Here is a 13,233-nt window from a genome sequence, read left to right as displayed (position 1 = left end):
GGCATCCGCCACCAGGACCGGCGGCGCAAGGCGCCAGGTGGCCAGTTCGTCCAGGGCGTCCAGTGCCAGCCGCCACTTCTCCCGGTGCCCGACGTCCTTGAGGACGCCGGTCCGTCGGCGCCGGACGGTGTCATCCGCCCACTCCTGGGGCAGGAACAGCCGCCAGTTCAGCGGGCACGAGGCGGTGTCGGAGACCGCGTGCACGCTGACCGCGACCTGGCAGTTGGCCTGCTTACCCAAAGCGCCGCAGTACTGGGGAGCGACCGCCACCGACATCCTTCCGTCCTTGGGGAACGACACGTCATCGACCGCCCAGGCGTCCGGGCCGATTCTCGGCACCATCCGCTCACAGATGCGCCGACGCACCGGCACCGGATCCCAGGTGGACTGGTTCACGAACTGCTGCAGGTTCTGCTCGTTGCCGTCCGGCAGCCGCTCCGCCATGGCCTGGATGGACTTGCGGCGACCGTCCATCATCAGTCCCCGCAGATAGCAGTCGCCCTTCGCCCGCTGGTCCTTCCGCGGCACCGAGGCGAACACATCCGCAACGAATAACGCCAACTTCGCCCGAACACGATTGACTTCATGTGCGTCCACTCACTCAGCATGCCCCTGAAGACGGTCGACACACAGACCTAACGGAGTCCTACTAGTGCCGTATCAAGCAACGTTCGCCCTGTTGTTGTCCTGCGCCATTGAACCTCAGGGGAGGAAGAGTCGCTGCTGTGCTGCTGTTAGAGTCCCGGACCGACGAAGGGGGGCCGCTCGTGGCCAAGGTCAACATCAGTCTCGATGCCGAACTGGTAGTGGAAGTGATGGTCCTGGCCGGGGTCGGCTCGCCCCAGGACGCCGTCGAGGCGGTCGTGCGCGACTACGTCGCCCGTGGACACCGCACCGAGGCGCGCACCGAGCTCAAAGAGCAGAGCCTGCGCGAGGTCGAGGTCAAACCGCAGGAGCCTCAAGGCTGACTACTGTGATCGCGTGACGTTGCTGCAGCTCCGTTGGCACGCACCTGGCCGACTGTGGCGAAACCGCCACGGAGACGACCGGCGCCCACGAGTCGTTGTTGACAGGGCGAACGTTGCTTGATGCGGCACTAGTTTCCTCCACAGTGCTGCGGCGGGCAGCTTGCCCAGGCCCTGAAAGATGAATTCGATGACGGGGTTCTTGACGGCGTCCGGAGTGTCCTGCAAAACGGCCGTCACTGCTTTGAGTATGGCCTCGATGTCCGGGTTCTTGCCGCGAGTGATGGCCGACAGTGTGGCGAGGGCGAGGTCTTTGTGGACCTCGTCAGGGTCGGTGATCACCGGCATGTTGTGCGGGCCCGCGACCAGCGGGCGCAGGGCGAGCAGGGGCCACTGGGGAGGCCCGAAGGTGACCGGGCGCGCTGCCCACTCGGCGGTCGCCCGGTCCTGGCAGACGACCAGCAGCATCGGCTGCAGCCGGTATTTCGTGAGCAGGTACGAGGCGTAGTACGCCCAGCTCGCGGGCTTGTGCGAGTCCTTCTTGCCCTGGGCCTCGACGGCGAGGAGCAGCGGCTCCTCGTCCTCCGTCTCCAGCCGCAGCAACGTGTCGACGCGGCGTTCCAGCGGGCGGGTCTCGGTGAGGTCGGTCGGCAGGATCGTGACCGAGGTGGGAGGGGCGAAGCACAAGCGGGCGCAGGGTGAGGGCAGCCCACCACCGAGGGCCGATGGGCACGGGCTGGGCGGCCCACTCGGCTGTGGCCCGGTCCTGGCAGACGACCAGCAACACGGGCGGGGTCTTGTACTTCGTATAGAGGAAGGACAGGTAGTAGGCCCAGCTGGCGGGTTTGTTCGGGTCCTTCGCACTCTGTGCTGCGACGGCCAGCAGCATCGGGTCGGCGCCGTCGAAGCGCAGGAGTGTGTCGACGCGGCGCTCGACAGGCTGAATCTCGGTGAGATCAGTCGGCAGAACCGTGACAGACGTGGGCTGGATGAACGGGAGGCCGAGGACCTTGGAGACGCCGGTGAACAGGCCGGGGTACTCCTGGAAGATGCGGTGCATCGCCTCGTGGGGCGAGTTGACCATGAGGGTTCCCTGCGAGCGGGGCGGACGGAAAGCTAATGGAAGTCATCTTTGGCACATGCCATAGGCAAGTTCTTTAGCGAGCGTAAGGCCACAACACGCCCTGAAAGAGGCTTAGTTGGTGATGTTCACCCGCAGGGGTGAGCCTGCGGCGTTCCGTCAGACGGCCGTGAGAGCGGGTGGCCGGGCCTGGCAGTTGCGGCAGTGGGTGCCGGGTTCGGGGGAGCGGAAGGCGGTGTCGCAGCCGTCGCAGTTGCGGAGGGGGTGTCTGGCGGGCGGGGGTGGTTCGGGGGTGCGGTACGGCGGGAGGGGCGGGAGCTGGGCTGCGAGGCGGTGGGCCAGGAGGGCGGCCGGGCGGCGTAGGGGCTCGGGTGGCAGGTCGGTGGTCAGGGCGTGGCGTACGGCGGTGGGGGTGAGGTCGCGTTCCAGCCAGGCGGCGACGCCGGGGGCGAGGTGTTCGGCGTCGGTGGCGGAGAGGAGGAGGCGGGGGTCTTCGCGGCGGAGGCCGGCGAGGACGTCGATGGCCGTCTGGAGGAGGGCCGGGGCGGCGTACGCGGGCTTCGGTACGGCGGGGAGGGCGCGGCGTGGGGGCTTCTTCCGCTGCTCGGCCGCCCGCCGGGCCGGAGGCTTGGCCGGGGGTTCGGGTGCGTCGTCGGTCGGGTCCCCGTGCCGGCCCGGCTGGTTGCAGGAGACCGTGCGGGTGACGATCCGGCCGTTCTCCGTGCGTTCGCGGGTGCGGCGCAGGTAGCCGTGGGTCTCCAACTCGCGTAGGGCGGCGGCGATGCGGGTCGGGCCCTCGGGGAAGCGGGTGGCGAGGGTCTTGATATCGGCGCGGGCGCCGGTGGGGAGCGACTGGATGTGCACGCCGAGTCCGATGGCCAGCGCGGACAGTTCCGGGTGCTGGGCGAGGTGATTGCCGATCACCGTGAAGCGGGTGGTGTGGCGGGAGTTGTCGTGGATCACGCCGCCCGCGTGGGTGTTCCGGCGCGGGTGGTTTTTGCCCGTCGTACGGGTCTGGGCGTGCGCGTGCACGCTAGGGTTCTGCGTATCCATCAGGAAGGGGCCTTGTCTTCCTTGGTGGTCAGGCCCTCGCACTGGGATTGCCGTCCCGGCGGGGGCCGTCGCATGTCTGCTGTTGTCGCGCTGAGCGTAGATCAGGCAACCCATGCCAAAGCCAGCCGAGTTGGCGATGTTCACTCGCGCGAGTGAGCGCGGGCCGTGGGAGGGAGGGGTGGGGCTTGGTGAGGTTTCTTTCCCTCTCGCGGTTCTTTGGGAAGAGCGCCAGATCCACCGGAGCACACGGCGTCAGGCTCCGGTGAGTGCGGTGCCAGGTCGAGTTCCGCCCATACGGTTTTGCGGGGGACGGGGCCCAGTTCGACGCCCCAGCGGTCCGCGAGGGTTTCGACCAGGAGCAAGCCGCGTCCGGACTCGGTGTCGGGGGACGGGACTTGAAGGTCCGGGAGGTTGTCACCGCGTGTGTCGGTCACCTCGATGCGGAGGGTTTCGCCGCGGGCCAGGAGCGCGAGGCGGAAGTCCCGGCCGGTAACGCGGCCGTGGGTGGCGGCGTTCGCGGCGAGTTCGGCGACCACGTGGGCTGCTCTGTCGGGGACTCCGTACGGCAGGTCCCAGGTGCGCAGCCACTCGGTGGCGAGGAGGCGGGCGAGGCGGGCGCCGCGTGGGGTGGGGGACAGCAGGACGCTGAAGTGGCGGGCGGGGGCGTGGAGTTGGGTGGCGTTTTCCTTGTTCACATCACTGAGCGTGGCGGTGCATGTTTACCGTGAACAGTGACGATGTCGATGCGTACGGTGACTGTCCGGAGCTTGTCCACTGCTGTCCGGGCCGTCGGAACCGGCCGTAGGGGTACGGGCGTTGCGGCACGGAGGTACGACGGAGGGGTGCGGTATGTCGGTGGACGGCGAGGTACGTCGGCTCAAGAGCGAGGAGGACGAGCCGGGTTGGGAGGTGGACCCGGACGACGACTGGGGTGTGGCAGTCATCGCGACCGTGGGGCGGCAGTTGAAGCTGCGGCGGGAGGCAGTGGGAATGCGGGCCGCCGAGTTCGGGGCGGCGGTGGGGTATGGGGAGGACCTCGTCTACAAGATCGAGGGAGGGAAGCGGATCCCTCGGGGCGAGTATCTGGACAGTGCGGACGAGGTGTTGGACGCGAATGGGCTGATCTCGGCGATGAAGGAGGATGTGGCGAAGGTCCGGTATCCGAAAAAGGTTCGGGATCTGGCCAAGTTGGAGGCACAGGCGGTCGAAATCCTCTCGTACGCCAACCACAACCTGCACGGCTTGCTGCAGACCGAGGAGTACGCGAGGGCGCTGTTGAAGACGCGGCGCCCCTCGCTCTCGGAAGACGAACTGGAGCGCGCGGTGGCCGCGCGTATGGCCCGGAAAGGGATCTACGAAGGCTCATCGGCTCCTGAGCTCAGCTTCGTGCAGGAAGAGGTGACGCTGAGGCGCCCTGTTCGGAGGCAAGATGGTGAGACGTAGGCAGTTCGAACGCCTCCTGGAGCTGGCGCAGTTGCGGAACGTCGAAATTCAGGTGATGCCGATGGACCGCTGGGACCACCCTGGTACGGGAGGACGGATCCAGGTGCTGAAGTTCGGGGACGGAACGGCGGTTGGGCGCATGGACGACGAGTTCGGCGGCCGCCCCGTCTCCGACTTGAGGCAGCTGAGGATCCTCGAACTGCGCTATGGCATCATCCGAGCCGAGGCTCTGACCGCACGGGAGTCACTGGGCTTCATCGAACACCTGCTGGGAGAGACATGATCCGCAAGGCCTCTGCCGGAGACACTTCCGAGCTGGCGTGGTTCAAGAGCAGCTACAGCGACAGCAGCAACCCGAACGACTGCGTCGAAGTGGCGCTGGACTGGTTCAAGAGCAGCTACAGCAGCGGCACTGAAGGCGACTCCTGCGTCGAACTCGCCAGCACCCCCGGGACTATCCACGTCCGCGACTCCAAGAACATCGAAGGCCCCCAGCTGGCGCTGGCGCCGGCCGCGTGGGCGGACTTCGTCGCGTACGCCTCAGGAAGCTGATCCTTCGAACGCAAGGGCCCGGTTACGTCGTACGACGTAACCGGGCCCTTGCGCTGGTTACTCGGCTGCGCCGCCGAAGCGCTCCTTGTAGGCCGCCAGGTCGTCGTCCGTGATCTTGGCGAAGAGGACCGGGGGCACGGCGAAGGGGGTGCCCGCCGGGACGGCGGTCAAGGCGTGGGCCTCCTCCGGACTGACCCACACCGCTGTGTCGTCCGGCAGCGTGAAGGCCGAGCGCATTGCCTTTGCCGAAGCCGGGATGAAGGGCTCGGAGACCACCGCGTAGAGGTGGATGAGGTTCATGGCCGTGCGGAGGGTCAGGGCCGCGCCCTCCGGGTTGGTCTTGATCTCCAGCCAGGGGGCCTTCTCCTCGAGGTACGAGTTGCCGGCCGACCAGAGCGCGCGCAGGGCCGCCGCCGCCTTGCGGAACTGGATGGCCTCCATCTGCTCCTCGTACTCCGCGAGGAGGCGGGCGATCTCCTGGCCCAGCTTGGCCTCCGCCTCGCCGGGCTCGCCGCCCGCGGGGACGTCGTCTCCGAAGCGCTTGCGGGAGAAGGACAGGACGCGGTTGACGAAGTTGCCCAGCGTGTCCGCCAGGTCCTTGTTCACCGTGGCCGTGAAGTGCTCCCAGGTGAACGACGCGTCGTCCGACTCGGGGGCGTTCGCCATCATGAAGTAGCGCCAGTAGTCGGCGGGCAGGATCTCCAGCGCGTCGTGTGTGAAGACGCCGCGCTGCTGCGAGGTGGAGAACTTGCCGCCGTAGTAGTTCAGCCAGTTGAAGGCCTTGATGACGTCGACCTTCTTCCACGGGGCGCGGGTGCCCAGCAGGGTCGCCGGGAACATCACGCTGTGGAAGGGGACGTTGTCCTTGCCCATGAACTGCGTGTAGCGGACGTCGGCCTCCGACTCCCACCACCACGAGCGCCAGTCACGGTTCTCCGGGTCCTTGTCCGCCCACTCCTTCGTCGCGCCGATGTACTCGATCGGGGCGTCGAACCATACGTAGAAGACCTTGCCCTCGGCCGCCAGGTCCGGCCAGGTATCGGCCGGGACCGGCACGCCCCAGTCCAGGTCACGGGTGATCGCGCGGTCGTGCAGGCCCTCTGTCAGCCACTTGCGGGCGATGGAGGAGGCCAGCACCGGCCAGCTGTCGGCGCGCTCGTCGACCCAGGCCTCGACCTCGCCGGCCAGCGCCGACTGGAGGAGGAAGAGGTGCTTGGTCTCGCGGATCTCCAGGTCGCTGCTGCCGCTGATCGCCGAGCGTGGCTCGATGAGGTCGGTCGGGTCCAGTACGCGGGTGCAGTTCTCGCACTGGTCTCCGCGGGCCTTGTCGTAGCCGCAGTGCGGGCAGGTGCCGATGATGTAGCGGTCAGGGAGGAAGCGGCCGTCGGCGTTCGAGTACACCTGGCGGATGGCCCGCTCCTCGATGAAGCCGTTCGCCTTCAGCTCGCGGGCGATCTCCTGCGTGATGTCGCGGTTCTGCGGGGAGGAGCTGCGGCCGAAGTAGTCGAAGGCCAGCTGGAAGCCGTCGTAGATCGCCTTCTGCTGGTCGTGCGCCTGTGCGCAGAACTCGTCGACCGGGATGCCCTGCTCCTTGGCCGCCAGTTCGGCCGGGGTGCCGTGCTCGTCGGTCGCGCAGATGTAGAGGACGTCGTGGCCGCGCTGGCGGAGGTAGCGGGAGTACACGTCCGCCGGGAGCATGGACCCCACCATGTTGCCCAGGTGCTTGATCCCGTTGATGTACGGAAGGGCGCTGGTGATGAGGTGTCGAGCCATCGGGGGCTGCTCCCAAGTCGCTACAGAGGGTGACGACGGTGACTGTGAGGTCTTCGGGGTCGTCTATGGAACCTTGAAATCGTAGCTGACATGGGTGGGCCGCCCGCCTCCCGTTTTCACGGTGGGAAGCGGACGGCCTGGGTGGTGCGGGTGGGTGGTGCCGGGTGGGCTTCCGTCGGTTACGGGCGCCAGTTCGCCAGTACGCCCTCGTAGAGCTCCTGGTCGGTCAGCTCGCGCGGGGTTTCGCCGGCCAGGAAGTGGGCCGTGTTGTCCGTCTTGAGCTTGCGGAGGTAGTCGAAGGCCTTGTTCTCCGGGTCACCGAAGGCGACGAAGGAGAAGAAGACGGCGGGGTACTTCTTCGCCGCATCCGTGAGGGACTGGGTGGCGGGGGTCCTGGCGTCCGGGGCGCCGTCCGTCTGGAAGATCACGAGGGCGGGGTCCTTGGTGCCGGACTTCTCGTAGTGGCCCATGACCTCCTCTACCGCCGTGTGGTAGCTGGTACGGCCCATGCGGCCGAGCCCTGCATGCAGGTCGTCGATCTTGTTCTCGTGGTCGGTGACGGTGAGTTCGCCGGTGCCGTCGAGTTCCGTGGAGAAGAAGACGACGTGGACCTTCGCCTCGGGGTCGAGGTGGGCGGCGAGAGCCAGGGCCTGCTCGCCGAGGGCCTGGGCGGAGCCGTCCTTGTAGTACGGGCGCATGGAGGCGGAGCGGTCCAGCACGAGGTAGACCTTGGCGGTCGTGCCGGTGAGGTTGTGGGCGGCGAGGGTTTCGCGGGCGGCGTTGTAGGCGGTTAGGAGGGTGGCAGGGATGGCCTCGGCTTCGCCTTCGGCCTTGTCTTTCCCACCCGCACCACCCGTGGCGCTTTCGTTGTCCGGTGCGGGTGGCCCCTGTGGGGCCTGATCGCCGTCGGCGGCTGCGGGTTCGTCTGCCTGGGCGGCGACGGGAGCCACCTCGGCGGCGGCAGGCTCCGGCTCGGGCGCCGGGCTGACCTCTGCGACGACATTCTCGGGCGCGGCCGCGGGTTCCGGGGTCGCCTCGGCGGCGACGGGCTCAGGCTTGGACTCGGCTTCCGGAGCCACCTCGGCGGCGGCCGGCTCCGACTCCGGTTCCGGCTCGGGAGCGGGTGCCTGGATCGCCTCGGCGGCGGGCGCCTCCTCGGCTTCCGGAGCCGGCTCGGCCACGACGGCCTCCGGCTCGGGCGCGACGGGCTCGGGCTCCGGCTCGACGACCGGCTCCGGCTCAGCCGCCGCAGGCGTCTGCTTGGGGGCCGCTTCCACCACCGGCTCCTCAGCGGCAGCCACAACTTCGGGCTCCGCCTCTGCCAACGGGGCCGTCTCCGCAACAGGCTCTGCCTCAGGCTTGGCCGCAACAGGCTCCGGCTCCACCCCAGGCTTGGCCGCCGCAGGCTCCGGCTCGGGCGCCGCAGGCTGGGGATCCGGCTCAGCCGAACCCTCCTGCTCTCGCGCCGCAGGTACCGGTACCGAAACGTTGTCGAACGCCGCCGACACCAGGTCATCCACAGCGGAGCCCTTGGGCTCAGCCGCCGGCGCCGGTGCCGGCACCGAAGCCTTCGGCTCGGGAGCCGTCTGTTCAGCCGCCGGTGCCTCCGCCTCGGGAGCCGTCCGTTCAGCCGCCGGAGGCGTCGGCTCGGGAGCCGTCCGCTCCGACGCCGGAGTCACCGGTTCAGCCGCCGTAGGCGCCGGTGCCGGCTCTGCAGCTGGAGCCGGCACCGAAGCCGAAGCCCCCTGCTCAGCTGCCGCAGGCACATCGGCACCCTCGGACGTACGCCCCTTGCGTGACTTTCCGAATGCGTTTCGCAGGAGGTTGAGAATGCCCATGAGCGCAACCCTTCGCATGAGTTGTTTCCGTCAATCCCTGGCCAGGACGGACACGTAAGGTTAGCCGCCAGGTTTGAAGATCTACTTCAGACCCGGAACTCGATCGGGCCTCGACCAGATCTCAACTTGAACCGCCGACGTCAGCGCACGGTCAACACCGGCGCCAACGCCCGTTCAACTCCCCCAGATTCATTCTGTGTTCACCTTTCGGCAGTGTTGCCGAACGCGCGTGCCCCTAGCGTCACGCCCGACCCAGGAAATATTGGGAGGGACCGTGCGCAACCTGCTGCCACTGATCGGCTCGACCGGCTCGCACCCCGGTGGCCGTTCGGCGATGACTTGTAGATTCCGGTGTGGTGACGCCTGCTTCCACGAGGTGCCCAACACCACCACCAACGAGTACGTCGGCGATGTCATCGCCGGTGCGCTCAGCCGCCGTTCCATGATGCGGGCCGCCGCCGTGGTGACGGTCGCGTCGGCAGCCGGGGGTGCGGTCATCGGCGCCGGCGCCCCGGAGGCCGCCGCGCAGACCGGCGAGGGCGCGGCCCCCGCTGCGTACGAGAAGGGCAACGGCAAGGGGGCGCGCGGCCTGAGGTTCACGCCTGTCGCGCCGAACACCGCCGACACCGTGACCATCCCGGAGGGCTACGCCCAGAACGTGGTCATCCGCTGGGGCGAGCCCATCCTCCGCGGCGCCCCCGCCTTCGACCCGGACAAGCAGAGCGCCAAGGCGCAGGCGGGCCAGTTCGGCTACAACTGCGACTACCTCGGCCTGCTCCCGCTGCCGGAGCGCGGCCGTCAGCTGCTCGTGGCGAACCACGAGTACACCGACGAGATCCTGATGTTCAAGGGCTACGACGACGCCGCGCCCACCCGCGAGCAGGTCGAGATCGCCTGGGCTGCGCACGGCCTGTCCGTCGTCGTGGTGGAGGAGGACCGCAAGAGCGGCAAGCTCACCGCCATTCCCCGCCACCCCCTCAACCGGCGCGTCACCGCGACCACCGAGTTCAAGGTCAGCGGTCCGGCCGCCGGGTCCGACCTTCTCAAGACCTCCGCCGACCCGACCGGCACGAAGGTCCTCGGCACGCTCAACAACTGTGCGGGCGGCCAGACCCCCTGGGGCACGACGCTGCACGGCGAGGAGAACTTCAACCAGTACTTCGCCAACAGCAGCCGGGCGACGGACAAGCGCTACGGCATCGGCACCGCCGCCTCCGAGCGCAAGTGGGAGCTGTTCGACAAGCGGTTCGACGTGGCCAAGGAGCCGAACGAGGCCCACCGCTTCGGCTACGTCGTCGAGCTCGACCCGTACGACCCCACCTCCACGCCCCGCAAGCGCACCGCACTCGGCCGCTTCAAGCACGAGGGCGCGACCGTCCGCCTTACGCAGGACGGCCGTCCGGTCGTCTACACCGGCGACGACGAGCGCTTCGACTACTTCTACAAGTTCGTCGGCAGCAAGCGGATGGCCCACGGCCACAGCCGCCAGGCCCGCGAGCACAATCTGACGCTCCTCGACGAGGGCACGCTGTACGTCGCCAAGCTCACCGGCGACTCCCCGGCGATCGAGATCGACGGCACGGGCAAGCTGCCCAGCGACGGCGAGTTCGACGGCAGCGGTACGTGGATCCCGCTGGCCACCGCCACCGCGAAGGGTGCCGTCTCGCACGTCGAGGGCATGACCGCCGAGGAGGTCTTCGTCTTCACGCGCCTCGCCGGTGACAAGGCCGGCGCCACGAAGATGGACCGGCCCGAGGACATCGAGCCGAACCCGCACACCGGCAAGGTGTACGTCGCCCTCACCAACAACTCCAACCGCGGTGTCGGTACGAACGCCAAGGCGGACGAGGCCAACCCGCGCAACGCCAACAAGCACGGCCACGTCCTGGAGCTCACCGAGCGCTGGAACCGCCCGGAGAGCACGAGCTTCGCCTGGTCGCTGTTCCTCGTCGCGGGCGACCCGAAGGACCCGGCGACCTACTTCGCGGGCTTCCCGAAGGACAAGGTCAGCCCGATCTCCTGCCCGGACAACGTGGCCTTCGACCGGTACGGCAACCTGTGGATCTCCACCGACGGCGCCCAGCTCGGCTACCACGACGGTCTGTTCGGCGTAGCTACGCGCGGCGACCGGCGCGGTGAGCTGAAGCAGTTCCTGACCATGCCGAAGGGCGCGGAGACCTGCGGCCCGATCGTCCAGGACCGCCGCGTCCTGGTCGCGGTCCAGCACCCGGGCGAGATCGACGGCGCCACCGTCGAGGACCCCGCGAGCACCTGGCCCGACGGCCCGGGCACGTACGTCCGCCCGTCCGTGGTCGCGGTGCATCGCAAGGACGGCCGCGACATCGGTGTCTGAGCGCGGCGTCAGGTTCTGACGCGTACGTGCGTGGGGCGTCCCTCTCCGGAGGGGCGCCCCTCTTTTTCGGCTTTCCCGGTTTTCTCGGCTTTCCCGGTCCTTTCCAGCCACTTCCGATACCCGGGCGCCTGCAGGGCGACCTCCTCGTACGCCTCCTCCAGTTCCGGGTAGACGGAGTCCAGCTCCTCCTGCGTACGGGCCGCGAGGAGCAGGCGTACGCCTAGGGGGTCGCCGTGGATGCGGCGTACCGCGATCGTGGGGCTGTCGGCGTGGGTCGGCTGGCAGACGGCGACCACCTCGCCGGTGGCGATCAGTGCGTCTGCCGTGTAGTAGTCGCCGTGCAGGACATGCGGGTTGACGCCGGCCGCGCGGAACATCCGCTGCACGGCGTCCCACTCCCCGTCGACCGTCGGGTCGACCATCCAGCGGTCGTCGGCCAGGTCACGCAGGCTGACCTCGGACTTCGCCGCGGCCGGGTGGTCGGGGGGCAGCGACACGAATTGCGGCTCGCGTTCCATCAACACGCGCAGCCGCAGCCCGTCCGGGATGCGCAGCGGGCTGCCCTCCACCTCGTGCACGAAGGCGACGTCGAGCTGTCCGTCGGCGAGCATCCGCAGCAGTGCGTTCGGCGAGACGTCCATCTGCAGGACCGGTTCCTGGTTGCGGGCGCGCAGCCGGCGCAGCCAGCCCGCGAGGGCCCGGCTCGCGGTTGAGCCGATGCGCAACTGGGGGCCGGCCACGACGGCGGCGGTTCGGGCCTCCGCGACGAGGGCGCGCATTTCGGCCACCAGGGGGCGGGCGCGGCCGAGGACGACACGGCCGAGCGGGGTCGGGCGGCAGCCGGTGCGTTCGCGGGTGAACAGGGCGCCGCCCAGCTCGTGTTCGATCCGGCGCAGCTGGGTGCTCAACGAGGGCTGGGCGACGCCGAGTTGGCGGGCGGCGCGGTGCAGGCTGCCGGTGTCGGCTATGGCGCACAGCGCACGGAGGTGCCTGACCTCAAGCTCCATGGGGTGAGCGTAGGACGCACGTCCCGGTCACACCAGACGCACAAAACGCATCTGAAGTGGGCGAGTTGGTGACTGATAGCGGCGTGCTATCGCCACTTGCCATCATCACAGCGGGCGCACAGGCATCGACACTCACCGATGACGACTTCACCCCCCACTCAAGGAGTCATCATCGTGCGACTGTCCCTGCACAGGTCGAGAACTGTGCTTTCCGCCGCCGTCGGACTCGGCCTCGCGGCCGGTGTGTTCGGCGCGGTCCCCGCCTCGGCGGCCCCGGCCTCCGCCCCCGCCGCCTCGACGGCCTCCGTCACCGGCTACCACGGCTCGTCCGAAGAGGCCAAGGCCAACGAGGCGTTCTTCGAGGCCGTACTGAAGTCCGTGGCGGAGAAGCGGGCCGCGAACCCGGGCGCCGCCGCGGTCACCGTCGTCTACGACGCCTCCGACGCGCCCACATTCGGCGCCCAGATAGACCGTTCCACCTCCATCTGGAACAGCTCGGTCGCGAACGTCCAGCTCCAGGAGGGCTCCAACGCCGACTTCGAGTACCGCGAGGGCAACGACCCGCGCGGCTCGTACGCCTCCACGGACGGCCACGGCGGCGGCTACATCTTCCTCGACTACGCGCAGAACGAGGAGTACGACTCCACGCGCGTGACCGCGCACGAGACCGGCCACGTCCTCGGTCTGCCGGACCACTACGAGGGCCCGTGCAGCGAGCTCATGTCGGGCGGCGGCCCCGGCCCGTCCTGCACCAACGCCAACCCCGACGCGAACGAGCGCGCCGAGGTCGAGCGCCTGTGGGCCAACGGCCTGGCCAAGGCCCTGCACAAGGTGAACGGGTAGGACCGGCGGTTCCCGTAAGCGCCCCTTCAGGGGCGCGGGGCTGTATCAATTTGCGGCTCCGCCGCGATGGGGGTCCCCCCGCTCGAGCGAAGCCGAGAGTGGGGAGCGACCAGCCACGACGCACCCGCAGCTCCTAACTGCATTTCCCGCAGAACGCTCAGACCGCAAGTCGCCACCCCCCACTGGTGTGGGCCGCCCCTCCTGCACAGGGGCGGCCCACACCGCGTTGTGCGCCCAGCATGGGCGGTTGCTTGGGGGTGGAAGTCCCCTGGGGGAAGAGGTGGTGCTAACCCCGAGCCGGAGGCAAGGGCGTTACCGTGAGGTG

At 68.9% G+C, this 13,233-nt stretch carries 10 protein-coding genes and 2 pseudogenes; 5 read left to right on the top strand and 7 right to left on the bottom strand.

What is annotated here, in order from left to right; all coding sequences use genetic code 11:
- A partial coding sequence (locus ABD357_RS41245) for an IS701 family transposase (protein WP_344396673.1) occupies nt 1-597 on the bottom strand: 597 nt, incomplete at its 3' end.
- A gap of 170 nt (nt 598-767) precedes the next feature.
- Between ABD357_RS41245 and ABD357_RS41240 the strand changes: the two genes are divergently transcribed.
- Nucleotides 768-968, top strand: coding sequence for a type II toxin-antitoxin system VapB family antitoxin (locus ABD357_RS41240; RefSeq protein ID WP_344396671.1), 201 nt, complete (start codon nt 768-770; stop codon nt 966-968).
- Between the two features lie 108 nt (nt 969-1,076).
- Here ABD357_RS41240 and ABD357_RS41235 read toward each other — a convergent pair.
- From ABD357_RS41235 to ABD357_RS41225, 3 genes and pseudogenes are all read right to left on the bottom strand, one after another.
- Nucleotides 1,077-1,673: pseudogene (locus ABD357_RS41235) on the bottom strand (hypothetical protein); the annotation flags it as partial.
- Between the two features lie 532 nt (nt 1,674-2,205).
- A complete protein-coding gene (locus ABD357_RS41230) occupies nt 2,206-3,099 on the bottom strand; it encodes a helix-turn-helix domain-containing protein (RefSeq protein WP_344396667.1) in 894 nt (297 codons plus the stop codon).
- Between the two features lie 140 nt (nt 3,100-3,239).
- Nucleotides 3,240-3,794, bottom strand: a complete 555-nt coding sequence (locus ABD357_RS41225) for an ATP-binding protein (protein WP_344396665.1) — start codon at nt 3,792-3,794, stop codon at nt 3,240-3,242.
- A 154-nt stretch (nt 3,795-3,948) separates the two neighbouring features.
- Here ABD357_RS41225 and ABD357_RS41220 point away from each other — a divergent pair.
- A pseudogene (locus ABD357_RS41220) lies at nt 3,949-4,825 on the top strand (helix-turn-helix domain-containing protein).
- The gene (locus tag ABD357_RS41215) at nt 4,822-5,094 is read left to right on the top strand and encodes a DUF397 domain-containing protein (RefSeq protein WP_344396663.1); all 273 of its coding nucleotides are present in this window, start codon (nt 4,822-4,824) and stop codon (nt 5,092-5,094) included. Before ABD357_RS41220 ends, ABD357_RS41215 begins: the two are co-directional and overlap by 4 nt.
- 57 nt (nt 5,095-5,151) lie before the next feature.
- Here the strand turns inward: ABD357_RS41215 and metG are convergent, their stop codons facing one another.
- Together metG and ABD357_RS41205 are read right to left on the bottom strand one after the other, a co-directional pair.
- Complete coding sequence (gene metG, locus ABD357_RS41210) at nt 5,152-6,867, bottom strand: methionine--tRNA ligase (protein WP_344396661.1); 1,716 nt, start codon at nt 6,865-6,867, stop codon at nt 5,152-5,154.
- 179 nt (nt 6,868-7,046) lie between these two features.
- Nucleotides 7,047-8,168, bottom strand: a complete 1,122-nt coding sequence (locus tag ABD357_RS41205) for a VWA domain-containing protein (protein ID WP_344396659.1) — start codon at nt 8,166-8,168, stop codon at nt 7,047-7,049.
- 811 nt (nt 8,169-8,979) lie between these two features.
- Between ABD357_RS41205 and ABD357_RS41200 the strand changes: the two genes are divergently transcribed.
- The gene (locus ABD357_RS41200; protein WP_344396656.1) at nt 8,980-11,058 is read left to right on the top strand and encodes a PhoX family protein; all 2,079 of its coding nucleotides are present in this window, start codon (nt 8,980-8,982) and stop codon (nt 11,056-11,058) included.
- 8 nt (nt 11,059-11,066) lie between these two features.
- Here ABD357_RS41200 and ABD357_RS41195 read toward each other — a convergent pair whose 3' ends face one another.
- Nucleotides 11,067-12,065: a LysR family transcriptional regulator gene (locus tag ABD357_RS41195; RefSeq protein ID WP_344396653.1), complete on the bottom strand. Its 999-nt coding sequence runs from the start codon at nt 12,063-12,065 to the stop codon at nt 11,067-11,069.
- 180 nt (nt 12,066-12,245) lie between these two features.
- On the opposite strand from ABD357_RS41195, the gene snpA reads away from it, so the two are divergent.
- Nucleotides 12,246-12,908, top strand: coding sequence for a snapalysin (gene snpA / locus ABD357_RS41190; RefSeq protein WP_425585217.1), 663 nt, complete (start codon nt 12,246-12,248; stop codon nt 12,906-12,908).
- Nucleotides 12,909-13,233 lie beyond the last annotated feature (325 nt).

It is taken from the genome of Streptomyces vastus, from assembly GCF_039532825.1.
Classification (GTDB): domain Bacteria; phylum Actinomycetota; class Actinomycetes; order Streptomycetales; family Streptomycetaceae; genus Streptomyces; species Streptomyces vastus.
This window is presented reverse-complemented; position numbering and strand designations above follow the sequence as displayed.

Coding starts and splice junctions, on each gene's coding strand:
- ABD357_RS41195 (WP_344396653.1), bottom strand. CDS start 12,065: ATGGAGCTTGAGGTCAGGCACCTCCGTGCGCTGTGCGCCATAGCCGAC.
- ABD357_RS41230 (WP_344396667.1), bottom strand. CDS start 3,099: ATGGATACGCAGAACCCTAGCGTGCACGCGCACGCCCAGACCCGTACG.
- metG (WP_344396661.1), bottom strand. CDS start 6,867: ATGGCTCGACACCTCATCACCAGCGCCCTTCCGTACATCAACGGGATC.
- ABD357_RS41215 (WP_344396663.1), top strand. CDS start 4,822: ATGATCCGCAAGGCCTCTGCCGGAGACACTTCCGAGCTGGCGTGGTTC.